We start from the raw sequence: 25,956 nt of genomic DNA, 5'->3' as shown, positions 1-25,956 counted from the left end.
ATTGTGCTGTAACCAGTTCCCTACTGGTTACAGCTTTGTTGCTTCAATAAACAAGAAAGCTATTTTTCATCCCAATCCGGGCAAGAAATTGCAGATAAATCAGTTGATGATCTATAGAAGAAATTAATCTTGATATTGCCGCTTCTATGAACAGATGCATCTATATTTTTATCGTCCTTCTCAATTCAACAACTAATTAATTTCCATCTGATTATCTTATAAAATCAGCAAGTTATCTAAAATATGGAGCCAATGTGTCAGTTATTAAACTTGTCGATCTAGATCTGAAGAATAAACGTGTTTTTATCCGCTCTGATCTGAATGTTCCTGTGAAAGAAGGTAAGGTGACTTCAGATGCACGCATTACTGCATCCATGGCAACTATAAATCATTGCCTGAAGCAGGGAGCAAGAGTAATGGTAACTTCCCATCTGGGGCGTCCGGAAGAAGGCGTGTGGGCCATGGAAAATTCTCTTCAGCCAGTTGCCAATGATATTAGCCGGAGACTGGGAACAACTGTCCGATTGATCAAGGATTGGGTTGATGGTGGATTCGAAGTTGCGCCCGGAGAGCTGGTAATTTTGGAAAATTGCCGAATTAATAAAGGTGAGAAAAAAAATCTTGAAGAAACAGCAAAAAAATATGCCAATTTGTGTGATGTCTTTGTTATGGATGCTTTTGGTACAGCGCATCGTGCAGAAGCCTCAACACACGGTGTAGCCAAATATGCACCAGTTGCTTGTGCTGGCATTTTACTTACCGAGGAATTGGATGCTTTAACCAAAGCCTTGCACCAGCCAGCACGCCCACTGGTAGCAATTGTAGGAGGATCCAAAGTTTCCACCAAATTGACTGTTCTGGAATCACTTACTGAGAAAGTTGATCAACTTGTGGTTGGTGGAGGAATTGCTAATACTTTCCTCAAGGCTGCTGGGAACAATGTTGGAAAGTCTCTGTGTGAGGATGAACTGGTACCTATAGCGAAATCCCTGATGGATAAAATGAATCAGCGTAATGCAACGATTCCCATCGCGATTGATGTCGTTGTCGGAAAAAAATTTGCTGCAGATGAACCTGCTGTTCTAAAAGAAGCAAATGCTGTTTCCGATGATGACATGATTTTTGATATCGGCCCCAAGAGCACTCAAGAACTGGTTAACATCATCATGAAGGCCGGCACAGTTGTCTGGAATGGCCCCGTTGGCGTGTTTGAATTTGATCAGTTTGGAGAAGGGACACACGCAATCGCCAAGGCAATTGCTGAAACTGATGCTTTCACCCTGGCAGGCGGTGGTGACACGATTGCCGCCATTCAGAAGTATGATATTTACGATAAGGTTTCATACATATCCACTGCCGGAGGTGCATTCCTGGAATTCTTAGAAGGAAAAAAACTACCCGCTGTCGAGATCCTGGAATTACGTGCACAGTGAGGCCTGAGAAGATTTTCTTCCAGGAATTTCGGAAATGATGCGAAGAACAAAAATTGTAGCAACGCTGGGACCAGCTTCCAGCAACCCTGATATCCTGAGACAAATGATTGAGGCCGGTGTCGATGTCGTCCGTATCAATTTTTCACATGGAACAAAGGACGAGCATATTGCTTCCGCGGAGCAAGTACGCTCACTTGCCCATTCACTTGGCCGTACGGTAGGTGTGCTGGCCGATCTGCAAGGACCAAAAATTCGTATCGGCAAGTTTGCTCAGGGAAAGATCACGCTCAAAGCCAGGGATGAATTTATTCTTGATGCAGAGTGCGAGCTGGGTAACCAGGAACGGGTCGGGCTGGATTACCGGGAGCTGCCCAACGATGTTGAAGCAGGTACTGTCCTCTTGCTGGATGACGGCCGAATCGTTCTGACTGTGACCAAAGTCAGGGAAAGTGAAATCTATTGCGAAGTTTTACAAGGCGGGATACTTTCCAATAATAAAGGCATAAACCGGAAAGGTGGAGGTCTGAGTGCCCCCGCTCTGACAGCAAAGGATCTGCAGGATATCAAAACTGCCACAATTTTACGGGCAGATTATCTTGCGGTGTCATTTCCTCGCTCGGGAGAAGATATCAGGCGAGCGCGTGCATTAATGCAGGAGGCTCAGGGGCATAGTTTGCTCATGGCAAAAATTGAGCGCTCGGAAGCTATTCTGGCGTTGGATGATATTCTAAGTGCTTCCGATGCAATTATGGTCGCGCGGGGCGATCTGGCAGTTGAAGTAGGTGATGCAGCAGTTCCTGCCTTGCAAAAACGCATGATACGATCAGCACGTGAAGCCAATAAATTGGTGATTACAGCCACGCAAATGATGGAATCGATGATATCCAATCCCATCCCAACACGTGCAGAGGTATCAGACGTTGCAAATGCAGTGCTGGATGGTACGGATGCTGTCATGCTGTCTGCTGAATCAGCTGCAGGACAATACCCGGTAGAAGCCGTAGCAGCCATGGCAAGAGTTTGTCTGGAGGCTGAAAAGGAGTATACGGTTAATCTGAGTTTTCGCCGTTCTCCGGATACACAACCAGTCAGTATCGAAGACGCTATTGCGCGAGCTACCATGTACACCGCCGGTTCGCTCAAGATTCGAGCAATCGCTGCATTGACACAAAGCGGCGTAACAGCATTGTTCATGTCTCGTAGAAGCTCGAAAGTTCCAATCTTCGCTTTAAGTCCACAAGAGGATACTCTGAGCAAGGTCACTCTTTTTCGTGGTGTTTATCCTATAAAATTTGGACAGGGATTGTGTGATCCTGAGATTATCCTCAGCATGGCGGAAGATGAGTTGCTCAGACGCGGCGCGGTACGAAACGAAGATTTAATCATCATGACAATTGGCGAACCGGTTGGCAAGGCTGGCGGAACAAATACTATGAAACTTGTCAGAGTAGGTGGTTCCAGGGGAACGACACAGATAACGAAAGAAGTGACTCAGCAGACCTTTTCTGATCCACTTAATTTATAAAATTAACCCTACAAACAGATTAGCGTATCGGCTTATACACCCGTAAGAACATGAAGTTTGGTTTCATCAGAAAATAAACATATTAATTTTATATAAAGGAGACTTGAATGGCACTTGTATCTTTACGCCAGTTACTGGATCATGCAGCTGAAAACGGATATGGGCTTCCGGCTTTTAATGTAAACAACCTTGAACAAATTCATGCAATTATGCAGGCGGCTGATGAATGTGATAGCCCGGTAATCATGCAAGGATCGGCTGGCGCCCGCAAGTATGCTGGTGAAGCATTCCTGCGCCATCTGATTGCCGCAGCAGTTGAAGCCTATCCCCATATTCCGGTTGTAATGCACCAGGATCATGGCGCCTCACCTTCTGTGTGTATTAATGCCATTCGCAGCGGTTTCTCCAGCGTGATGATGGATGGATCGCTTGAAGAGGACGGAAAAACGCCTTCATCATTTGAATATAACGTGGATGTCACTGCCAGAGTAGTCGCTATGGCACATGCTGTAGGCGTTTCCGTGGAGGGCGAGCTAGGTTGCCTGGGATCTCTGGAATCTGGTCAGGGCGAAGCTGAGGATGGCCACGGTGCTGAAGGACAACTTTCACATGATCAGTTGCTGACTGATCCTGAAGAAGCTGCCGAGTTCGTCAGAAGAACCGGTGTGGATGCGCTAGCAATTGCCATCGGTACTTCTCACGGTGCGTATAAATTTACCCGAAAACCCACAGGTGATATCCTCGCCATTGAGCGGATCAAAGAAATTCACCAGAGAATTCCCAATACCCATCTGGTTATGCACGGATCCAGTTCCGTTCCTCAGGAATGGCTAGAAATCATCCGTGAATATGGTGGTGAAATGAAAGAAACCTATGGTGTACCTGTAGAAGAAATTCAGCAGGGTATCAAGTATGGTGTGCGTAAAGTCAATATCGATACGGATATCCGTTTGGCCATGACTGGTGCAATTCGTCGTCATCTGGCCAGAAACAAAAGCGAGTTTGATCCGCGTAAATTCCTGAAAGATGCCACTGTTGCTGCTAAAGATATCTGCAAAGCACGTTTCGAAGCATTTGGCTCCGCGGGTCAAGCTGGCAAGATCAAGCCAATCTCGCTGGAAACTATGGCAAACCGTTACCTGAGCGGCGAACTAAAAGCAATTGTAAAGTAATCTAAAAACGGGCTAATCCCCAAAGTGCCCCACAAATTCCTGGAAAGATATTCAAATCGGGGATGTGGGGCACTTTTTATTCACATCACTAATCAGTGAGTCTGTTTATAACAAAGGCACAGCCTCTGCAGCCTATCACCCCTCTCCCTCTCCAGGCTAAACTGCCTCAACTTTCACAGGAGCTTCAATTTTAAATTCTGGTGAAGATTGTCTTCTGTTCATTCAAATCAATAGTATAACTTAACATCCTTTACAGAATCATTTAACCACTACAGGCCCGAATCAGAATCGATGTGACTTATCTGCTCCATCTAAAAAATGAAATATCACCAAGAAGCCAGAAAATAGCATTCAAACAAACACGAGGCCCCTGCACAGCTACCCTTTTTCCATATGCGAGTCATAAATAAACAACGGCTTGAATGTTTATGCGATCAAAAAATAAGTTGAGCAGGAGTCTCAATGCTTTGGATATCCTGATAAGCGATAAACAACTTGACAGCTTCTAATATTTGTAAAGAAAATAGTTGAGTCAGCTTAGAATCCAAATATTCTTCTAGGCTGCAAATCCCTCAGCAAGCAGCTATCGTGTCGAGGACAAGCAAGTTAATACAGTGTTGCTAGTTAAACTGCAACACAATCAAGAGAGAGTGCAATATGGATAGTGCATTACTGAGCTTGCTGGCAGCCTTTTTATTATCACTCATTGGTTTGCTTGTATTCATCTGGTCGCTGCGTAAAGGATTGCTGTTTGAAAACCCACGAGCGGCCGCCACAATTTTTGCACCTGGAGAAATTGGCAAAGCAGATGATCCAGCTCTGGATGATCAGGCTGCAAAACGCCTTCAAGAGGCGATAACCGCTTCCCACGGCAGTGAGCCGCAAGCCGAAGACCCGGATGAGATCAAGGATCGCATCGCTGCTGACCGTTCATCTGCCTTCCCGGTCTTTATGTTCATTTCCTTTGGCTGTATGTGGCTGATACTGGGCGCGACAGCTGGTCTCATTTCATCACTGAAATTACACTGGCCAGACTTTCTGGTATCCGAGGCTTGGATGACCTTTGGGCGCATGCGAACAGTACACCTGATCGCAGTACTTTATGGCTGGATCACCAACGTTGGACTGGGCATTATCATCTGGCTGCTGCCACGCTTGTTGCGCACACCACTGAAAGGACCAATGTGGGTCATGCTGGGGGGGACATTTATCAACATCGGAATTGCCAGCTCCATTGGCGCAATCGGTTCCGGCTGGAGCGATGGTATGGAATACCTGGAAATCCCATGGCAGATCGGCTTGTTCATTCAGGCAGGTATGGTTTGTATCATTGGTTCGGTATTTTATACATTGTTCCACCGCAAAGCACATGAACTCTATGTAAGCGTGTGGTATCACATCGCTGCCTTATTATGGATTTCGCTGCTGTTTACCGTCGGAAAACTTCCGGGTGTTCATTTTGGCGTACAACAGGCGATGACCAACTGGTGGTATGGGCACAACGTTCTAGGCCTCTGGTTTACTCCGATCGCCTTGGGCGCCATCTACTATTTTCTACCCAAAACAATCGGGCGGCGAGTGCGTTCCTATAATCTTTCATTGTTGGGTTTCTGGACACTGGCGTTTTTCTACGCACAGGTGGGCGGGCACCATCTAGTTGGCGGGCCGGTACCTGGATGGCTGATTACGCTATCCATCGTGCAGAGTATGATGATGATCATCCCCGTAGTTGCATTCTCAGTCAATATGGCAGGAACCATGTGGGGGAGAATGCGTCTGGCACTTTATTCGCCAACGCTACGATTCATGATGTTTGGCGGCTTTATGTATCTGCTGTCATCGGTGCAAGGGTCATTTGAGGCCTTACGCAGCATTCAACAAGTTGCGCACTTTACACACTTCACAGTAGCTCATGCTCACCTTGGCGCCTACGGTTTCGTCTCAATGGTACTCTTCGGTGCGATCTACTTTATGATGCCGCGTGTACTACATTGGGAATGGCCCTACCCAAAACTAATTTCGCTGCATTTTTGGCTAGCCAGCATCGGTATCCTAATCTATTTCGTTTTCCTGTCTTGGGGCGGCTGGCTACAGGGCCTTGCAATGCTCGATACCACACGTGAATTTATGGATTCAGTACGACTAACTATTCCGTACCTGGAATGGCGCAGTGTAGGAGGTGGGCTGATGTGGCTTAGCCATGTGATTTTTGTCGGACATTTACTGGTCATGATACTGCGATTCGGCCCCAATCGTACCGGGGAAGCACTGTTTGCACCGGAGAAAATGAAACTGGAGATGATGCATGGAAAATGAAGCTAAGCTGACTGCTGGCGCAATAACGACTTTTGGAATTGCCGTCGCAGCACTGGTGGTGCTTCCATATATCCAGGTGCGTGATATTCAGCCGCCTGAAGGACTCAAACCTTACACCAGCGCAGAATTACGTGGGCGAGAAATTTACGTCGCCAACGGTTGTCTGTATTGCCATACCCAACAGCCACGCGATCGCAGCTTCGCTCCGGATTTTGATCGCGGCTGGGGACGGGTCACCACGCCTGGTGACTATTATTACGACAAACCACACTTGCTAGGCAGCATGCGTACCGGCCCAGATCTAATGAATATCGGTGTGCGCCAGCCAAGCATGGACTGGCATCTAGGTCATTTGTATCAGCCGCGTGCGTATGTGCCAGATTCTACCATGCCTTCTTATCCTTATATGTTTGAAGTTAAAGATCAAGCCGAAGATGACGAGATAATCGTCAAGCTGCCACCAAAATTTGTACCATCAGGGAAAGTAGTAGTTGCTCGCCCGGAAGCGGTAGATCTGGTGAAATATTTACGATCCCTCGACCGAAGTTACCCGATATTACCGCCGGATCCACAAAACGCAGGTAAAAAGGATCGCTAAATGACATCAATAAATTGCTCTGCCACATACAGGCATGATCTTTTCAACCAAAGAGGTACACTCCATGGCCGATAATGATGACCATCGCGCCCAAGTCCGTGAAAACATTGACCCCAAAGAAATCATTCGCCCAATTCCGATGACGACAACATTAGTCACGTTGGGAATGGTTATTTTCGGTGTGGTATATTTATTTATGTCAGAACCACTGACGACGTCTCGCTATGGTGATCAGCGCACATTGGCCGATCTTTCCAGACCACTGCAAACAGCCGATAGTGATAATACGGTTATCGATGGCAAGACCTTGTACGCTGCACAATGTGCAGCTTGCCATCAAGTCACAGGACTGGGTGTACCAGGCGTTTTCCCGCCACTGGACAACTCAGAATGGGTACAGGGTGAACCACGTATTCTAGCCAATATCCTGTTACATGGTGTTAGTGGTGAAATAGAAATCGCTGGACAAAAATACCAGGGTTTAATGCCAGCCTTCTCGCAATTAAGTGACGCGGAGCTGGCTAGGGTGGCAACTTACATCCGCAGCGCCTGGAGTAATAAAGCAGATGCAGTTTCAGCCGATCTGTTCGAGACAGAACGGCAATCCAGTGCTGGACGCACTACACCATTTGAAGGTGGGGCGGCACTGAAGGCACTAAGTGAAAAGAATCACTAGTAGTAAGCTGCCAAGGGCGCACCTGCACTAATAACCAGAGATGATACGCACTGTAATTACAAGTGTATTAATCATTTTGCTCGGCTGGAGTGCAGCATCCTGGCTAACTTATGATTTCCAGATCTGGACTGATGAAGACGCACGCCGTCTGGAAGTCGCTTTGCATCCTGTCGAAATCTCCCCTGTACAAATCGAAGGGCCGGATCTTGCTGAAACGGATCTTCCGACCCTGTTACGTCAAGAGAATGTTGTAACGATCGCAGACTTTATCTACACCCGTTGCCAGGCCGTATGCCCCTCATTGGGTAGTATTTTTCAGCAGATACAAACCGCCTTGCTCAACGATGCGGGTAACGAGCGTCCGAGAAATGTTCGCTTGCTTTCCATCAGCTTTGATCGCAAACATGACGATCCGCCTGCACTTCGAGCTTATGCCGATAACTTGAGTGCCAGGCCAGAACTCTGGCGTTTTGTTCGAGTACTACAGGCAAAACAGGAACAAGCTTTGCTGCAACAGCTTGGAGTAGTGGTGATACCTGATGGCCGTGGCGATTACGAGCACAACGCTGCTCTGCTGGTATTTGATGGTGCTGGACGCATGGTGCGTGTATTCGATATTGAGGAGCACCAGCTGGCACTTGATTATGCGCGCCATCTGGCACGCAAGCAGATACAGGAAACTTCGTTGTGAACAAGTGTTGGCAAGCTGTTTTAGGCATAGGCTTACTGCTGTTTATAGCCACACCTGGCGTACGTCATGCAATGGAAAAAAGCATGTGGTGTCACATGTTGGTGCAGTTTCCACTCTGGATGGGAGCAGCTGCCTTGCTTGCCGGAGGAATGCCGGCACGAATATGTAAGGTTATTGCTCGCTGGAATATGTATGGAATCAGCGGATTACTCATAACAGGTGTTACGCTCGCTGTGCTGATGATACCACGTGTGCTTGATCAAGCATTACTGCACCCAAAAATGGAGTTGGCTAAATTAACCGCATTGGTTCTGGCAGGCATGGCGCTACGTCTGTCATGGCGTCCAGCTGGTTTGATTCTGCAATTTTTCTTTCTGGGCAATATGCTGCCCATGATGGGAGTGGTTGGGTGGTTGTATACTGAATCGCCGCTGCGCCTGTGCAATGCCTATCTGCTTGATGACCAGATACAGCTTGGCAACTGGTTGATTGGGCTGGCTGCCGTAATCGCTATAGTATGGCTGTCATGGATTACATGGCGCATAACCTATCAGGAAACCCGGCAGACATCACATCGTGAGATGTAACTTCTTTACACCCTAACTCTCTCCTTTTACCATTACTACCACTCAGTGATAGACTCAAACACTATTTCTTTCCTGACAGCCTTTCTACAGTATCCGGGATACTTATTCCGAGCCGGCCATATAGGTATGAGGAACCAATATCGGCTTCGGAGAACCCGAAGCGCTTATGGTATTCGCTGTTCGGGTAGCAGCCTCCAAATCAGGGAACGGCCCTACAAATATTTTGTGCAAACCACTTGTTTGATTGATATAGGCCTGTTGAGTGATTGAGGGGAAATTGGATCTTAATTGTATTAGATAAGATTGAGCATTATGGGCAGAGCCAAACGCGGCAAGCTGTAAATAAAATTTACCAGTATCGTTACTGGACACCCTCTTTGGAGCCATATCTGGTTGGGATTGTGTTGTCACAGAATAAGGACTGCTGAAACGATCCGGAATAATACTTTCCACCTCTACCCGGGCACTGCCATTTGCCAGGACACCGAGCTTATGAGCCGCAACATAAGACAGATCAATCAGGCGACTTTCCAGGAAAGGTCCTCTATCATTAATACGAACAATTACTGAGCTTCCATTCTGTAAGTTTGTAACACGAACATAGCTGGGTATGGGCAAGGTTGGGTGGGCGGCCGTCATGGAATACATATCGTAAACATCACCTGAGGCTGTACGTTGACCGTGATAGCGCTTGCCGTACCAGGAAGCCTGTCCGCGTTCCTTGTAAGGCTTGAGTGTGGTCATCGGTGTGTAGGTTTTACCAAGAGCAACATAAGGGCGCATCGTTGCTGTTTTTAAAGGCTCAACCCGGGGAACTGCATCAGGAACAGCATCAAGATTAGCCGGGGGATTTTCTTCCGGCCCATCATCGAGATAGTAGCCCCCTCCTCCACTTCCCGCAATAGATGAGCTCTTCGTGTGTGCTTGTACGGATGATTGCCCTACTCTGGGAGTATTACTGCAAGCTGAGAGCATAAATAATATGACAACAGCAGAAAAAACAAATAGTGCACTTCTGCTTGGAATATCAGAATGGAAATAAGAATTTGGTTTCATATTTTTAAGTCTTAACAAGTTTTGGATGAGTATGTATGCTCATTAAAATTCCAAATCCCAGCAGTATGGTGACCATAGAAGTGCCTCCATAACTGATGAGTGGAAGAGGTATGCCGACAACGGGCAAGATACCACTTACCATACCCATATTGACGAACACATAAGTAAAAAAAGTTAAGGTGATTGATCCCGCAACCAGCCGTGCAAACCGTGTCGGCGCACTGGCCGTAATAACCATGCAGCGCCCGATTACGATCAGATACAGCGATAATAACAAACTGTTACCAATCAGCCCGAATTCTTCTGAGAATACTGAAAAAATAAAATCTGTACTCGGTTCAGGCAAGAAATCAAGTTGAGACTGGGTACCTTTTAACCACCCCTTTCCTGCAATTCCGCCAGATCCAATAGCAATACTGGATTGTATCGTATGATACCCGGCGCCTAGTGCGTCTTGTGAAGGATCAAGCATAGTCATAATTCGCTTGCGCTGGTAATCATGCATACCAAAAGACCAGAGTAAAGGCAGACTCACTGTCACTGCCACAGCCAAGCCAGTCATGAGACGCCATGACAGACCTGCCAAAAAAATAACATAAAATCCGCTAATCAGGATCAGCAAGGCAGTCCCAAGATCAGGTTGTCGCACGATAAGCGCAACCGGCAGCAGCAGAATAAGCGCAGCAATAACATAATCCCGCCAACGCAGAGTAATGTGAGCTTTGTCAAAATACCACGCCATCATAAGAGGAACAGCAATTTTCAGCAGTTCTGAAGGCTGGATATGAACAATTCCCAGATTTAACCAGCGGCGGGCACCATTCTGCACTTCACCAAATAACGCTACAGCAATCAGCAAGACAATACCCAGTACATACAGCGGAAAGGCCATGCGCATAATCCTTTGCGGAGGAATGTTCGCAACTACCCACATCACTACATATGCAACAACCATGTTAATTAACTGACTGATTACCCGGGCAGAGCTCCCACCGGTAGCGCTGTATAGCACGATCAACCCGGTCAGCATTAGCAGAAAAATCCCGGCAAGCAGAAAATTATCAATATAGCGCGTACAATAATGCCATGCTTGCTTGATATCCGGAGTAATCATCTCGCGATCAGGAATTCATCCGCTACCCTGCTTTCTCAGCCGGTTCTGGCATTGTTCCCAGGAAAAAATAATCCAGTACTTTGCGAGCGATAGGGGCAGCGGTTGATCCGCCCGAGCCACCGTTCTCGATCAGTACTGTTAGCACTATCCTGGGATTTTCTACAGGCGCAAAAGCTGTAAACAGCGCATGGTCGCGATGCCGCTCGTCAATTTTACTGGCATTGTAGCGTTCACCCTGCTTGATATTGATTACCTGAGAAGTACCGGTTTTCCCGGCAAAGGTATAAGCAGTATTAGCACCGGCACGGGATGCTGTACCACCAGGGCGGGTAACATCTGCTAATGCCTGTCTGACAGAATCCAGATATTCCTGCCTCAGATTCAGTCTGTAAATTTCCTCTACAAAATTATCTTTCACAAAATTCTTATAATGATCCACCTGCTGTCTAACAAAATGCGGCCTGTAGGCCCTACCATCGTTAGCCAGTAACATCATTGCAAACGTCAGCTGAAGTGGCGTGGACAAATTAAACCCCTGCCCGATACCAACCGAAATGGTATCCCCTGGCAGCCAGTTTTGATTAAATCGCCTCTTTTTCCACTCTGGAGAAGGCAATAATCCAGCAGCTTCTCCTGGAATATCTATTCCAGTTTCTTTACCAAAACCAAACTGCCCGATGAAATCATGAATGTTGGTAATACCCAAATCATGTGCGAGCATGTAATAGTAAGTGTCACACGAAATTACCAGAGATTTGCGCAAATCGACCCAGCCATGCCCTCCCGGCTTCCAGTCACGAAAACGGTGTGAACTTCCAGGTAAACTGAAAAAACCCGGATCATTAAATGCATAATGAAGAGAGCGTTTACCCAGCTCCAACCCGGCCAGCGCCATAAATGGCTTAAAGGTGGAACCAGGAGGGTATACACCCCGTAAAGCACGATTGTTCAAGGGTCTGTCTATGGATTCATTAAGCAGACGCCAATTAAGGTGGTCAATGCCGTCCACAAACAAATTGGGATCAAAACCCGGTTTACTGACAAAAGCCAAAATTTCTCCATTAGATGGATCCAGCGCAACCAAAGCACCGCGATAATCCCCAAAAGCCTGTACAGCTGCCTGCTGCAACCCAATATCGAGAGAAAGCGTAAGATCGTTCCCGGCAGTTGGCGCAACACGGGACAAAGTACGTACAGGACGACCAACAGCATCAGTCTCAACCTGCTCAAAGCCAGTCTGCCCATGCAGCACACTTTCGTAGCTTTTTTCGATACCAATCCGCCCGATATGCGTGGAGCCGTAGTAATTCTTTAGCCGCTTATCCGCTTCGAGCTGTTCCAGATCCTTGTCGCTGATACGTCCAATGTAGCCTATCACATGAGAAACCAGCTCTCCTTTCGGGTAATGCCTGAGGGGATGCGCCTTGATATCCATCCCGGGAAAGCGATACTGATTTTCCGCAAAACGAGCTACTTCAAAATCTGTCAGACGGGAACGTATGGGCAGGCTCTTAAATCTTGTATTTTCAAGTTTCAGCTTGTTAAAGCGTCTCCGATCCTCGGGAGTAATCTCAATGATCGTTGCCAGTTCATTGATAGCTGCATCAAGATTTTTAACTTGATCGGGGATTATCTCCAAAGTGTAGGCCGTGTAATTTTGAGCCAGAATATCTCCATTACGATCAAATATGAGCCCCCGGTTAGGGGTCAGCGGCTGGATAGCAATGCGATTCGCCTCCGCGAGAGTCGTGTAGTGCTCTTCTTGCAATACCTGCAGATAAAAAAAACGACCAAAGAGCAAACTGAACAAAACCACGACACCAATCGCACTGATCACCAACCTGATGCGAAAATGCCGAGTTTCACGTATATGATTACGTAACTCTACAATATCACTCATACTTCATCGCGATCAATTCGCTGCTTACGAAATATTCCCAGCAGAAAAACCAATAAGGGCCAACATAACGCCCCGGTTACACTCGCCAGGAAAATATACCACTCAGGAATATACGATCCTGCCAGAATCCCGGTCAAAAATACCACTCCTTGCCCTGATAACAGTATCCATAAAACTGCGGGAATTTGCTGAAAGGCATTGAACAAGCGCAAACGTCTATACAGGATCAAGGCAAAAAACGTGATCAGGCAATATGCAATGGCATGCTGTCCCATGATACTGACATCGATGACATCCATGAACAGACCACTTATGAAAGCGATACTCATGCCCGCTTGCTGTGGTTGATAGATATTCCAGTAGAGTAATGTCAGCGCAACAAAATCCGGGCGCAAAACCAGTATCACTTTATCAAACGGCATCAGGTTAATTAAAACTGCCGTTATCAAACTGATATAAATCAGTGATTTTCTTGCAGGAAATAAAAATTCCTGGATTTCGTAATCATAACGCCTGATTCTAGATTTTCCGTTTTGTCTGGGATGCATGGGATTCAGGGTTATCTGGTATTTCCGTAACAGGTGGTGGCGAACTGGTCAGGATGAGAACTTGCCTGTGCCGATCTACGCCCGCCACGGGAGTACATATAATACGTGCAAATTTATGTGAACGATCGTACTCGATATGAGTCACCCGTCCTACAGGTAATCCTGGTGGATAAACCCCTCCGATCCCCGAAGTGATCAGCAGGTCGCCTTCCTGGATATCCGTGCTAATGGATAAAAACCGTAACTCCAGTTCGCCATTTCTACCTGTACCTGAAATTACTGTTCGCAAGCTATTACGCTCAATTTGCACAGGCACCAGATGGTTCTTATCCGTAATCAACGTGATTTCTGCCGTCCACGGATAAATCTGTGTCACCTGCCCGATAACACCAAGATCATCAATCACAATTTGCCCAGCCTTGACACCACTTGAGCTCCCCTTACCTACTGTTATCTTGCGGCTGAAAGGATCACGTGGTACATAAAGTATCTCCGCTAGAATAGTTTGAATTTCAGTTTGTTTAGCAGCCCCAAGTAAAGCACGCAGACGCTCATTCTCGCTAGTCAATGCCCGTAACCGGAAAAAATCATAGCGGCTGCTCAGATATTCATGCCTGAGGTGATCAATTTCTTCAATGAGTTTAAAGTCTGAAATATATTGTTCCACTCTTTCTTGCAAGGAAAAAGGCAAATATGCCAATTTTTGTAACGGGAAAATGACAATCGCAATTACACGCCGTACTTCAGAAATTGCATCAGAACGAGCATCTGCAATCATCATAAAGACAGATAGCAACACAAAGAAAAACATCCGCGTCAGAGGATTTGAGCCTGGCTTGAAGAATTGTGGAGAAGTTTGCATAGCGCCTCTCAGTATTTCCGTATCCCAAACCCATAGATTGGAACATGCCACTTGCTAAAAATACTAATAACAGCCCGAAAACTTGAATAAATGATATGCAATAAAGCACTATACCAACGCGCTTGAGGCACAGATTCTGTACCTGAAGACCGCTTGAGAAGGGTAAGAATTCGACGAAGGCCAATCCGATCTATCCAGACTTGCCATTTTAGCAAATTAATCGTCAAGATTTGTGGCGTGGTTATTACGTATTCGATATAAGCAGGCTAATTGGCAGCACATAAACAGACCCCAGAAATCCGACGCGCCCTTACGTTATATGACAACTTGCACCATGGAAGAAGGCGGGAAAGACAAATAAATTAATAATCTCTAACAAAAATTCCAACCGAATGATCAATGCTATCCAGGGCCATTCCCGCACCCCGCACAACACAGGTAAGCGGATCATCCGCAATAATAACCGACAACCCTGTCTCTTCCATAATCAGACGGTCTATATCTCGCAACAGCGCCCCCCCCCCTGTCATCACCATTCCCATTTCTGCAATATCGGAACCGAGTTCAGGAGGCGTTTGCTCCAATGCGGTTTTAACTGCACTAACAATACTATTAAGCGGCTCTGCCAAAGCTTCCAGAATCTCATTACTGGAGATTGTAAAGCTGCGAGGAATACCTTCAGCCAGATTTCGTCCTTTGACTTCTATTTCCCGGACTTCCGAGCCCGGATAAGCCGATCCAATTTCTGATTTGATAATCTCAGCCGTTACTTCACCAATCATAATTCCGTAATTACGACGGATGTAATTGATAATTGCCTCATCAAACCTGTCACCACCAACTCGTACCGAATTGGAATAAACAACTCCTCCCAGCGAAATCACTGCGACTTCTGTCGTCCCTCCGCCAATATCAACTACCATGCAGCCAATTGGAGTTTCAACCGGCAAATCCGCGCCCAGCGCTGCCGCCATAGGTTCTTCAATCAGCTCGACCTTACGCGCCCCTGCGCCGTAAGCCGCCTCCCGGATTGCACGCCGTTCCACCTGGGTGGAACCACAAGGCACAGAAATAACAATACGGGGATTTGCTGAAAATAAACGGGGAGGATGGGCTTTTCGGATGAATTGTTTAAGCATCTGCTCGGTGACTGTGAAGTCTGCAATAACACCGTCCTTCATTGGCCGGATTGCCGTAATGTTGCCCGGGGTACGGCCCAGCATTTGTTTTGCAGCCTGTCCAACCTGCTGAATCATGCGCTTGCCGCCCGGCCCCCCTTCGTGGCGTATGGCAACCACCGAAGGCTCATTCAGCACAATGCCCTGGCCACGCACATAGATCAATGTATTGGCAGTGCCTAAATCAACAGCCATATCCGTCGAAAAATAGCCGCCCAGAAAGTTATTGCTCAGGAAATTAAACATAATGACGATATTCCAGTATGACAGATCCGGTATGTTACACGCACTGCAGGTATTTCATTATTTCGCTCTTGGAGCAAACGCCGCAAATGTATAAAAACATGTGTTTGACAGGTGTGCATGATACTCTATTACCTGTTTTGGTTTAAACAGAAAGCTACAAAAATGACACTATCACTGAGCGATATCAAGCGCGTTGCAAAGTTGGCCCGTATCGAAATTAGCGAGACAGACGCCCAACAAAGCCTAATCCAGTTATCCGGAATATTCAGCCTCATCGAACAAATGCAAGCTGTTGATACACAAGGGATCAAGCCAATGAGCCATTCCCAGGACATGACACAAAGACTGCGCGAGGATATTGTCACGGAATCTGATCAGCACATACAATTCCAATCCATCGCACCCCAGGTTGAAGATGGATACTATCTGGTTCCCAAGGTAATCGAATAACACCGGCAATAAAACCGTATCTCTGCTTATCAATTTTCCAAATATTCCACCGCACTGACAGATCATGCTAAATGCCAGTCTCAGGCAGCTCTCTTCGCTGCTCTCAGAAAAAAAAATATCCAGCACAGAACTCACCGGGGAATTTCTAGCCCGGATCAAGGCCCTCAATCCTGACTTGAATGCCTTTATTACAATGGATGAAGAAAAAAGTCTGGATCAGGCCAGAACCGCTGACGAGATGATTGCCACGGGACAATCCACACTGCTCACAGGAATACCCATCGCCCAAAAAGATATTTTCTGTGCCAACGGGTGGCTGACAACTTGCGGATCGAAAATGCTTTCAAATTTTATTTCACCCTATGATGCCACCGTGGTGAAACAGTTTGATCAGGTGGGGATGGTCAATCTGGGCAAAACCAACATGGATGAATTCGCCATGGGCTCCAGTAACGAAACTTCCTATTACGGGCCAGTGAAAAATCCCTGGGACAGGCTCGCCGTTCCTGGCGGCAGCTCAGGCGGCTCGGCCTGTGCGGTAGCAGCCAGACTGGCTCCAGCAGCAACGGGCACCGATACAGGTGGCTCCATTCGTCAACCAGCTGCATTATGTGGAATTAGTGGAATCAAACCTACTTACGGACTGGTTTCTCGGTACGGTATGATCGCATTTGCTTCCAGCCTCGATCAGGCTGGACCAATGGCCAGATCTGCCGAAGATCTTGCACTGCTGCTGAATGTCATGGTCGGATTTGATGAACGTGATTCAACCAGTCTACAGCGGGAAAAAGAAGACTATACGCAAGACCTGGAGAAACCGGTGAGCGGGCTGCGCATTGGCTTACCCAAGGAATTTTTTGCAGAAGGTATGAGCAGTGACGTTTCCAGTGCGGTAGAAGCGGCTCTGGCAGAGTACCGCAAACTGGGCGCCACATTTGTCGAGGTATCCCTGCCAAACAGCAAGCTTGCCGTTCCAGTCTATTACGTGCTCGCACCCGCCGAAGCATCTAGTAACTTATCGCGTTTTGATGGAGTACGATATGGCCATCGTGCCGCGCAATATGCCAATCTGGAAGATTTATACGCAAAAACACGCGCAGAAGGATTTGGCGATGAAGTAAAGCGCCGTATTCTTATTGGCACGTACGTGTTATCCCATGGCTATTACGATGCCTACTATCTTCAGGCTCAAAAATTACGCCGTCTGATTGCCGAGGATTTCAAAAAAGCTTTTGAACAATGCGACCTGATCATGGGGCCGACTTCACCTACCGTAGCCTTTAATATTGGCGAGAGATGCAACGATCCTATCCAGATGTATCTCTCCGATATCTACACCAGCGCAGCCAGCCTTGCAGGATTGCCGGGTATGTCGATACCTGTTGGATTTGGCAGTAAAAATAGGCCGGTAGGCTTACATATTATTGGGAACTACTTCAGGGAAGCACAAATGCTGAATGCGGCTCACCGCTACCAGCTGGCGACAAACTGGCATGAGCTTACTCCACCGGAAATGAATCGCTAAAAATCTTCAGGCCTCTGCTCTCTGGTTAATATCAAGCAACTAAAAGAAAAAGGATTACCTGATCATGCAATGGGAAACTGTCATCGGCCTTGAGATACATGTGCAGCTATTGACCCGATCCAAAATTTTTTCTGGTGCATCCGTTGCGTATGGCGCCCGGCCGAATTCACAAGCCTGCGCAGTGGATATTGCCCTGCCCGGGGTATTGCCAGTATTAAACCGGCAAGTGGTTGAATATGCTATCCGCTTTGGTCTGGCAATTAATGCAACCATTAACTCACCCTCAATCTTTGCCCGAAAAAACTATTTTTATCCTGATTTACCCAAAGGCTACCAAATCAGTCAGCTGGCACATCCAATCGTTGAAGGTGGGCATGTTACCATCCGGACAGGGGATAAAGAAAAAACCATACACCTGACACGCGCCCATCTGGAAGAAGACGCAGGTAAATCAACACACGAAGGTTTTCACGACAAGACAGGAATCGACCTGAATCGTGCCGGAACCGGCTTACTAGAAATTGTCTCGGAACCAGAGATGCGCAGCAGTGCCGAGGCTGTGGCCTACGCAAGAGTACTTCATTCACTGGTGCGCTGGATCGGTATTTGTGACGGCAACATGCAGGAAGGATCCTTCCGTTGCGATGCCAATGTTTCAGTACGACCTGCTGGCTCGGACGTACTGGGGACACGCTGTGAAATCAAAAACCTCAATTCATTCCGTTTTCTTGAAAGAGCAATCGATTATGAAGTGGCAAGACAAATTGATATTCTGGAAAGTGGCGGCAGCATAGTCCAGCAAACACGACTATATGATGCAGACCGGGATGAAACCCGCACCATGCGCAGCAAGGAAGATGCACATGACTACCGTTATTTCCCGGATCCCGACCTGTTGCCAGTTGTTATCCCCCAGGAATGGATAAAACAGATCAGAGAGAAATTGCCGGAATTACCGGAAGATAGACACAATCGCTATATTCGGGACTTCAGTCTATCCGCCTACGATGCCAATATACTAACCGCGGCACGTGAACTGGCTGACTATTTTGAGCAAACCGTCAAATTTCTCCCGGAACAAATTAAACTTTGTGCTAACTGGATTATAGGAGAAGTCAGTGGAAGACTGAACAAGGAAGGACTCGAAATTGACCAGTGTCCCGTCAGTCCTGAACAACTGGCAGGATTGCTGCTACGGATCACGGATGGCACCGTATCAGGAAAAATAGCCAAGGATGTATTTGATAGTATGTGGCAAAGCAACGATAACAGTGCCGATACAATTATCGATGCAAAAAACCTCAGGCAGATTTCAGATAACAGCGAAATTGAGAAATGGGTTAATGAGGTGCTTGCAGCAAATCAACAACAAGTAGCCGATTATCGCGCTGGAAAAGAAAAAGCGTTTAATTCCCTGGTCGGCCAGGTAATGAAAATGTCAAGAGGCAAGGCCAATCCCGTCCAGGTCAATACACTGCTTAAAAAACACTTGATAGAATAAAACCCTGGATGAATTCAGCATACCGCTCAAAACAAAAAATTCAGGTCCGATAGCTGCTCCAGATCGAGCCTGAATTTCATGCATAAACTCTGTTTTACTAATACTTATTTTTTCAGCGCATCGCATCCATCAATAAACTTCTGCCGCTCGGCTTCATTGTTTTTGTAATAATCCAACGCTCTTTCCATCCCTCTTCCTGCACAATTTTCAGGAGATACTTCAGGAGCAGCGTTACCACAGCCAACTAAAGCGACACCAAGGCCAAGAGTACAGATGATGTAGTATGTAAATTTCATTTAAAGGTTTCCTCTATAAAAATCCGTTAAAACCTGGCGCACACGTCACCGTTTTCGCTTGTTAAACTAGCTGCCAACTATCCAATATCCCGAATCAGACATTCAATCGTTAACGCCTGCGACCGCCAAACACTCGCAGCTAATAACCACAAGTCAAATCATTTTACCTGAGTTCTCGTGGCTTAAAACAGTTTCACCCTCTTTTCCCGGAAAATATCCACAATGCAGTCCCCGGAAAAACCATATTAATTGCAGTAACATAGAAGCTAGTTTCAGCAACCAAACAGAAATCCATTCAATATCTTGGCACATAGGGTTGAGGGAAAAACTGGAACCAGCTGATTAGACAAACGGGACCCGTGGGCCCCGTTTGTCATCCGACTTATTCTGCAGACACAGCGATTTTCTTGGGTCGAACAGCTTCCCGTTTGGGAATGGTAACAACCAGCACACCATCTTTAGCTACCGCTGTAATGGCGCCCAGATCAGCCGTATCTGGAAGGCTGAAGCGCCGGAAGAAAGAACCATGCGTCCGCTCCACCCGTTTATATCCTTCCTTCTCTACCTTGGCTTCAGTCTGTTTCTCGCCTTTGATGGTAAGCATGCCGTTATCTGTAGTTATCTCTATTGCTTCAGGCTTTACGCCAGGTAAATCCGCATGCAAAACAAACTTATCTTCCTCCTCCTTGATATCAACAGCAGGCGCCCATTCCGCAACAGCAAAAGCACCCTCCTCGGTCGCCATATCATCACGCACCCGCCCCAGTTCTCGTTGCAATTGAGATAGTAATCCCCACGGTTCATAACGCGTAATTGCCATAATAACCTCCATACCAAGTCAAAAACATTTACCAAAACAGGTTGTCATTTAATCCGCATGACATCCCGACCCAAACATCCATCTGGATACCTCCAATCATTCTAAAACACCAGCCTGGATGATTTCTTCTACTCTATGAAACATACAGACATTAATATAAGTATGTCTTCAGTATTTTCAAGTCATATCCCTCGACTGATTTGCCCCAAGCTTGATCCGAGCCAAATTCTTCTATATCTTCTATAAAATGCATAAGCCTCGTTGCTGATAATGGACAACTGAAATAATAACCCTTTAGTAAATAGTAATGATGTTTGCGTAAAAACTCCACGTACCTCTCTGTTTTCATGCCTTCCGCGATCACACTCAATCCAAGATTATCCCCAGCGCGATAATGGCTCGGGAAATCGCAAAATCAGACCATCTCTCGTATGATCCTGTTCTATGCTTTGAATAAAATATTTATCTATTTTCAGGGTATCCAGCGGTAATTCGCGCAGCAGACTCAGTGAAGATTATCCAGTCCCAATAAAACTGGTGCAAATGGAGCGAGCCAGATGCGCAGGGAGTGAGCCTGCTGGAGCGGGCGTTAAAAACAATCCGTTGGCGAGGTTCGTACCAGACAGGGGCGCAACGCTTGCAGCACGTTCTTGATCATGGACGCGGAGAGTGTTAAAAACACGGACACGGCGGGCCAGAAGGGCTATGACGCAGGCAAGAAGGTCTCTGGATATCAAGCGTCACATCGCGGTCGATACTCAGGGCTTGCCGTATGCCATTGCGGTGACGGCGGCGGAAGTGACTGACCACAAAGGTGTGTTGCAAGCCTTGGAGCACTGCAGGCCGAGCTTGGGGCAGGTCCAAAGTCTGCTGTGCGACAGCGGCTATATCGGAGAACCATTTACCGAAGGCGTGCGGGCGCTTCCATGTAATATCTGCCCCATAAATCATCCCTCCGTAGTTGGTTATATTTTACACCAGCACACCGTGGGACTAAACATCTAAGAGCACAAGCAGGAACAGATAAAACGGAATCAAGTGGGGGTATCAGACAAGCTCAAGAGTCACTTGGACATGCAAGCGTCACTATGACAGAGCACTATATTTGCACCAGGAAAGGTGAGAAAGTGAAGCCAACAAAGTAGGAATTTCGGAAATGATTAAAGATTAACCAGCCCGATAAGTCTTTGATTCTTTGGTGCCGGGAGGGGGAATCGAACCCCCATGAAGTCGCCCTCGCGGGATTTTGAGTCCCGTGCGTCTACCAATTCCGCCATCCCGGCTTTAGTTTGTGGCAAGAGGGTAATTATCACTGAAATTACCTTGCACAGCAACCAATACCAGATTCTCTGTCATAACAAAAAAAATCAAGAGCAAAAAAACTTAAACCAGCTCATCTAGAGCATATCCTGATCACGCCTTCTTCAACAACCTGTATTCTGGCGAGCCATGGGAATCTATTTATTTTAGATCTAATCAAAAAAGCTCTATTTGCAATAAACACGAGAAAAATAGCAAGATCTGCGCCCATTTCACATTAGTAACCACAGAAAGGCACAGGCCGTAGCCACGAGGCTTTCGTAGTTTTGTTTGAGTTTATCAAAGCGCAGGGCCACCGCTCAGGATTGTTTCAACCATACGAAAATATTTTCTACCAGGTGTCGGTATCGGTATAGTCCTCGATCCAGATCTGAATTATCTGTTTTGGAGTTACCCCTTCCCTGGAATGACTGCCTTGGCACCTTTTTGTTCGATTTGATCACGTATGGCCTGATTGTCATAGTCTTTGTCTGCAACAATGGATTGAGCTGCGCCCAGCCCGGATCAAAGCCGATGCGTGTGTGCAATCATTGATCTGACCACCGGTAATATCGAATGCGATGGGGGAAGTCCGTGGGTATCTACCGCCATGTGAATTTTGCACCGCCCCGGCTTTTCCCGACTGCCTTATCCTTGCTGCTCTGGTGAGCCTTGATATAGCTAGCATTGATGAGAGTCTGCTCCATGTCCGGCTCAACCACCTGAGCCTGAAATACCTTGAGCCATTTTCCACTGGCAGGCCAGGCGGTGAATTGTTTATAAACCTTGTTCCAGCTCCCGAATGAACCGGTACCTGCGGTACAGTATGCCTTCGACAGTTATACAGCAAATCTTGCTTGTTGTAGAGGTGGTTGTGAAGCAAAATGGCCAGTAGCTTCGACCAGAGCTCAGCATTGAGCAATAATCGGAGCATTGCAAGCTCGTGTTGCTGGTGAGAGCTATAACGATACGAACTTGCTTCTTTAAATTAATAGCTTGGGATCAAACAGGAACAGGCCCTAAAATTTCCCCAAGTAGTTAAATTAATAGCGTTTTTATAAAGGGCATGTTAAAAATTAAGATTATGGCTGGGCGATGAGATCAACCTATGTAAAGATTCTTCGCACTCAATGTAGTTAGTTAGCTTAATGCATGGCTGATATAGCCGCACATAGACAGAGAGGTGACCTGCGGGCTTGAAATTAATCCTTTGGATTAGAAATAGTCCTCACAGCACAGCGGTTCACGGCCGACAAAAATCATTTCATACATAAAAATTTTAAAATTTCATGTCAGAAGCTATTTTGTATGACTTAAATGACTCCGCTGTTATTACATCAAAAGCGGGGCTGCTTTTTGACGAGGTATCTCAATATCTCAAGTCTGAAGATATGGTTTTACTTAAAAATGCTTATTTCTTCAGTCAGGAAGCACACTCCGGCCAATTCAGAAAATCCGGCGAACCTTATATTTCTCATCCTGTTGCAGTCGCCAGAATACTGGGTGAACTCCATCTGGATACGACAACGCTCGCTGCCGCTCTGCTGCACGATGTGGTGGAGGATACCGGTATCCTGAAGGAAGCAATCAGCAAACGATTTGGTTCTTCCGTAGCTGAGCTTGTAGATGGCGTTTCCAAGCTCGATCGGATCAAGTTCCAAACTCAAGCAGATATGCAAGTGGAAAATTTCCGCAAGATGTTGCTGGCCATGGCACAAGATATACGAGTCATATTGATCAAGCTGGCCGATCGTCTGCACAACATGCGCACACTTGAGGTAATGCCACAAGAGAAACAGCTCCGTATTGCACGAGAAACGCTTGAGATCTACGCGCCGATTGCACATCGCCTTGGCCTGGAGAATATCTATCAGGAACTGCAGGAGCTGGGGTTTTGTTTTTCTTATCCAACCCGCTATAAGGTTCTGCTCAAGGCAATCAAGGCAGCAAGAGGCAATCGCCGGGAGGTAGTTGGAAAAATCCTGGAAGCAACCAAACAGCGCTTACAGGAAGCCGGGCTGGATGCCATGGTAACCGGCCGCGAGAAACATTTGTACAGTATCTACAAGAAAATGGCAGGGAAACATCTTCGTTTCTCGGATGTACTGGATATTTATGGTTTTCGAGTGGTTGTTAAAGATGTTTCATCTTGCTACGTGGCGCTTGGAGCCCTCCACAGCCTATACAAACCCATCCCTGGAAAGTTCAAAGATTACATTGCCATCCCCAAACCAAACGGCTATCAATCATTACACAGCACATTACTTGGGCCTTATGGATTGCCGATAGAAATCCAGATCCGCACCCAAGAAATGCACCATATTGCTGAGGCCGGAGTTGCTTCACACTGGCTTTACAAGAACAAGGGCAGTGACACTGCAATGGATGATTTGTACATGAAAGCCAATCAGTGGATGAAAGGTTTGCTGGAGACCTTGAATGACTCATCCGATTCGCTGGAATTTCTGGAGCATCTCAAAGTTGATCTATTCCCAGGAGAAATATATGTTTTTACTCCGCAAGGCAAGATATTAACGTTACCACGAGGCGCAACCATAGTAGATTTTGCTTATGCTGTGCATACTGATATCGGGAATTGCTGCGTAGCAGCCAGAATCAACGGTGAAATCACACCGCTTCGCACCCGCCTGAGAAGTGGAGATCGCGTGGAAATTATTACTGCACCTGCAGCCAAACCAAATCCTGTTTGGCTATCCTATGTTGCAACTGGCAGAGCACGTTCCAGTATTCGCTATTTTCTGAGAACCATTCAATACGATGAATCGATCAGGCTTGGAGAACGCCTGTTGAATCAGGCATTGCATTCCTTTGGTACGAGCGCGGAAGCTATCGAGCCTTCACAATGGGAAAAACTGGCAAGAGAGAGCGGGGCTAAATCCAAGGAAGCACTTTTGGCAGATATTGCTCTGGGAAAACAGCTTGCTGCAGTTATAGCTAAACGTCTCGCTACCCCGTCAGGTGAATCTATATCAAATATTGAAGGCAACAACTCTATCACCATACTCGGAACCGAGGGAATGGCAGTCAAATTCGCACGATGCTGCTACCCTATACCCGGTGACGGCATCGTTGGATTGATTAAAAAAGATCAGGGGCTGGTGATTCATACACAAGATTGCTCTGCAGTAATCAGAATCAAGGATCATAAAAACATAGACAATCAACTGGACGTTATCTGGGGAACGAATATTGACAGAACCTTTCCGGTCAATATATTCATGACGGTAGTAAATAAAAGCGGGGTATTGGCCAGAGTAACCGCAGAGATTGCTAAAGCTGACTCAAATATTGACGATATAACGTTGGAAAATGACAAAGATTACACCACGATGCGCTTTATCCTGCAGGCCAGGGATCGTCAACATCTTGCACAAATTTTCCGCAGACTGAAGCATATCGGTGAAATAGTCAAAATGGGGCGCATCAGAAACCAATAAATTAATTACTCTATAAAAATGAGTGCTGATAACCTGTTGCTTGATTTCACCTCACCCGGGGCAATCCCCCCCGATCCTGTCGAGGAGATTCAGCGAATAGTTAATGAAACACAAATAAAGATGCAAGCACTTGAATCACTACTGGAGAATGAACAAGTAGAAGATGTAGCAGGGTGGAAATTACTGGCGATGTTTTATCTGGCAACTGACCGGGTAAATGACTTGGCTAAAATAGAAAGATTATATAAAAATATAGCAGGTGTATCTCTATCTGCTGGTTTGAAACAGAAATACACTCGATGGTTTAATGAAGAAGCAGCCAGTAATCCAATTGTATTTGAGATACCGAAAAAAATTACTGCAGAAACATTACCTGCTAATATGATTATCCAGTGTAGCCGCAGCTCTCCTGGCGACATATTGCTTGATTTTTCCAACGTACAGGAAATTGATAACGACGGGCTCAGAAAGCTTGCAAAACTTTTTTCCTCCATGACCCGGGAAAGTATCAAACTTGAGCTGAAACAGATAAATCACTTTATCGCCAGTCTGCAAAATAAAGCAGAGGCAAGCACCAACACACGTGCGATATGGGACGTGTTGTTTGCCTATGAACGCCTCCAAGACAACAGAAAAGCTTTTGAAGAAAAAGCAATCCAATTTGCGATTCTTTACGGAATCTCACCTCCATCCTGGGAATAAAAG

21 protein-coding genes, 1 tRNA gene and 2 pseudogenes are annotated in these 25,956 nt (G+C 46.5%); 14 read left to right on the top strand and 10 right to left on the bottom strand.

What is annotated here, in order from left to right; genetic code table 11:
• Positions 1–254: 254 nt before the first annotated feature.
• From C8R14_RS02490 to C8R14_RS02455, 8 genes are all read left to right on the top strand, one after another.
• Positions 255–1,433 (top strand): phosphoglycerate kinase, encoded by a 1,179-nt coding sequence (locus C8R14_RS02490; RefSeq protein ID WP_011634629.1) that lies wholly within the window; start codon positions 255–257, stop codon positions 1,431–1,433.
• 34 nt (positions 1,434–1,467) lie between these two features.
• The gene (gene pyk, locus C8R14_RS02485; RefSeq protein WP_011634630.1) at positions 1,468–2,958 is read left to right on the top strand and encodes a pyruvate kinase; all 1,491 of its coding nucleotides are present in this window, start codon (positions 1,468–1,470) and stop codon (positions 2,956–2,958) included.
• A 107-nt stretch (positions 2,959–3,065) separates the two neighbouring features.
• The gene (fba, locus tag C8R14_RS02480; protein WP_011634631.1) at positions 3,066–4,130 is read left to right on the top strand and encodes a class II fructose-bisphosphate aldolase; all 1,065 of its coding nucleotides are present in this window, start codon (positions 3,066–3,068) and stop codon (positions 4,128–4,130) included.
• 657 nt (positions 4,131–4,787) lie between these two features.
• Positions 4,788–6,446, top strand: a complete 1,659-nt coding sequence (locus C8R14_RS02475) for a cbb3-type cytochrome c oxidase subunit I (RefSeq protein ID WP_011634632.1) — start codon at positions 4,788–4,790, stop codon at positions 6,444–6,446.
• On the top strand, positions 6,436–7,044 hold the full coding sequence (locus C8R14_RS02470; RefSeq protein ID WP_011634633.1) for a cbb3-type cytochrome c oxidase subunit II: 609 nt from the start codon (positions 6,436–6,438) through the stop codon (positions 7,042–7,044). Before C8R14_RS02475 ends, C8R14_RS02470 begins: the two co-directional genes overlap by 11 nt.
• Positions 7,045–7,108: 64 nt before the next feature.
• Positions 7,109–7,720, top strand: coding sequence for a c-type cytochrome (locus C8R14_RS02465; protein WP_011634634.1), 612 nt, complete (start codon positions 7,109–7,111; stop codon positions 7,718–7,720).
• Between the two features lie 40 nt (positions 7,721–7,760).
• On the top strand, positions 7,761–8,411 hold the full coding sequence (locus C8R14_RS02460) for an SCO family protein (RefSeq protein ID WP_011634635.1): 651 nt from the start codon (positions 7,761–7,763) through the stop codon (positions 8,409–8,411).
• A complete protein-coding gene (locus tag C8R14_RS02455; protein WP_041353517.1) occupies positions 8,408–8,998 on the top strand; it encodes a hypothetical protein in 591 nt (196 codons plus the stop codon). Before C8R14_RS02460 ends, C8R14_RS02455 begins: the two co-directional genes overlap by 4 nt.
• Before the next feature lie 102 nt (positions 8,999–9,100).
• Here C8R14_RS02455 and C8R14_RS02450 read toward each other — a convergent pair whose 3' ends face one another.
• From C8R14_RS02450 to C8R14_RS02425, 6 genes are all read right to left on the bottom strand, one after another.
• On the bottom strand, positions 9,101–10,054 hold the full coding sequence (locus tag C8R14_RS02450; RefSeq protein ID WP_011634637.1) for a septal ring lytic transglycosylase RlpA family protein: 954 nt from the start codon (positions 10,052–10,054) through the stop codon (positions 9,101–9,103).
• Between the two features lie 4 nt (positions 10,055–10,058).
• Positions 10,059–11,168, bottom strand: a complete 1,110-nt coding sequence (gene rodA, locus C8R14_RS02445) for a rod shape-determining protein RodA (RefSeq protein WP_011634638.1) — start codon at positions 11,166–11,168, stop codon at positions 10,059–10,061.
• Positions 11,169–11,190: 22 nt separating this feature from the next.
• On the bottom strand, positions 11,191–13,068 hold the full coding sequence (gene mrdA, locus C8R14_RS02440) for a penicillin-binding protein 2 (RefSeq protein WP_011634639.1): 1,878 nt from the start codon (positions 13,066–13,068) through the stop codon (positions 11,191–11,193).
• Positions 13,065–13,616, bottom strand: coding sequence for a rod shape-determining protein MreD (gene mreD, locus C8R14_RS02435; RefSeq protein WP_011634640.1), 552 nt, complete (start codon positions 13,614–13,616; stop codon positions 13,065–13,067). The genes mrdA and mreD overlap by 4 nt, the downstream gene beginning before the upstream one ends.
• A complete protein-coding gene (mreC, locus tag C8R14_RS02430; protein ID WP_011634641.1) occupies positions 13,588–14,478 on the bottom strand; it encodes a rod shape-determining protein MreC in 891 nt (296 codons plus the stop codon). Before mreC ends, mreD begins: the two co-directional genes overlap by 29 nt.
• 362 nt (positions 14,479–14,840) lie before the next feature.
• Positions 14,841–15,902, bottom strand: coding sequence for a rod shape-determining protein (locus C8R14_RS02425; protein WP_011634642.1), 1,062 nt, complete (start codon positions 15,900–15,902; stop codon positions 14,841–14,843).
• A gap of 162 nt (positions 15,903–16,064) precedes the next feature.
• Here C8R14_RS02425 and gatC point away from each other — a divergent pair, with 162 nt between their 5' ends.
• From gatC to gatB, 3 genes are all read left to right on the top strand, one after another.
• Positions 16,065–16,352 carry an Asp-tRNA(Asn)/Glu-tRNA(Gln) amidotransferase subunit GatC gene (gene gatC, locus C8R14_RS02420; protein WP_011634643.1) on the top strand — a complete coding sequence of 96 codons (288 nt, stop codon included), beginning with the start codon at positions 16,065–16,067 and terminating at the stop codon, positions 16,350–16,352.
• Positions 16,353–16,416: 64 nt separating this feature from the next.
• Positions 16,417–17,877: an Asp-tRNA(Asn)/Glu-tRNA(Gln) amidotransferase subunit GatA gene (gene gatA, locus C8R14_RS02415; RefSeq protein WP_011634644.1), complete on the top strand. Its 1,461-nt coding sequence runs from the start codon at positions 16,417–16,419 to the stop codon at positions 17,875–17,877.
• A gap of 64 nt (positions 17,878–17,941) precedes the next feature.
• Positions 17,942–19,378 carry an Asp-tRNA(Asn)/Glu-tRNA(Gln) amidotransferase subunit GatB gene (gatB, locus tag C8R14_RS02410; RefSeq protein WP_011634645.1) on the top strand — a complete coding sequence of 479 codons (1,437 nt, stop codon included), beginning with the start codon at positions 17,942–17,944 and terminating at the stop codon, positions 19,376–19,378.
• Positions 19,379–19,482: 104 nt separating this feature from the next.
• Here gatB and trbK read toward each other — a convergent pair whose 3' ends face one another.
• Both trbK and C8R14_RS02400 read right to left on the bottom strand, forming a co-directional pair.
• The gene (gene trbK, locus C8R14_RS02405) at positions 19,483–19,674 is read right to left on the bottom strand and encodes an entry exclusion lipoprotein TrbK (protein ID WP_041353518.1); all 192 of its coding nucleotides are present in this window, start codon (positions 19,672–19,674) and stop codon (positions 19,483–19,485) included.
• A gap of 382 nt (positions 19,675–20,056) precedes the next feature.
• Positions 20,057–20,494, bottom strand: coding sequence for an Hsp20/alpha crystallin family protein (locus C8R14_RS02400; RefSeq protein ID WP_011634646.1), 438 nt, complete (start codon positions 20,492–20,494; stop codon positions 20,057–20,059).
• A 535-nt stretch (positions 20,495–21,029) separates the two neighbouring features.
• Here C8R14_RS02400 and C8R14_RS02390 point away from each other — a divergent pair.
• A pseudogene (locus C8R14_RS02390) lies at positions 21,030–21,418 on the top strand (transposase); the annotation flags it as partial.
• 272 nt (positions 21,419–21,690) lie between these two features.
• Here C8R14_RS02390 and C8R14_RS02385 read toward each other — a convergent pair.
• Positions 21,691–21,777, bottom strand: a tRNA-Leu gene (locus C8R14_RS02385).
• 249 nt (positions 21,778–22,026) lie between these two features.
• Positions 22,027–22,727: pseudogene (locus tag C8R14_RS02380) on the bottom strand (IS5 family transposase).
• 355 nt (positions 22,728–23,082) lie between these two features.
• Here C8R14_RS02380 and C8R14_RS02375 point away from each other — a divergent pair.
• Both C8R14_RS02375 and C8R14_RS02370 read left to right on the top strand, forming a co-directional pair.
• On the top strand, positions 23,083–25,251 hold the full coding sequence (locus tag C8R14_RS02375) for a RelA/SpoT family protein (RefSeq protein WP_011634650.1): 2,169 nt from the start codon (positions 23,083–23,085) through the stop codon (positions 25,249–25,251).
• Between the two features lie 18 nt (positions 25,252–25,269).
• Positions 25,270–25,953: a hypothetical protein gene (locus C8R14_RS02370; RefSeq protein WP_011634651.1), complete on the top strand. Its 684-nt coding sequence runs from the start codon at positions 25,270–25,272 to the stop codon at positions 25,951–25,953.
• The last annotated feature ends 3 nt before the right edge of the window (positions 25,954–25,956 follow it).

The sequence above is a fragment of the Nitrosomonas eutropha genome, assembly GCF_003201195.1.
Classification (GTDB): domain Bacteria; phylum Pseudomonadota; class Gammaproteobacteria; order Burkholderiales; family Nitrosomonadaceae; genus Nitrosomonas; species Nitrosomonas eutropha.
This window is presented reverse-complemented; position numbering and strand designations above follow the sequence as displayed.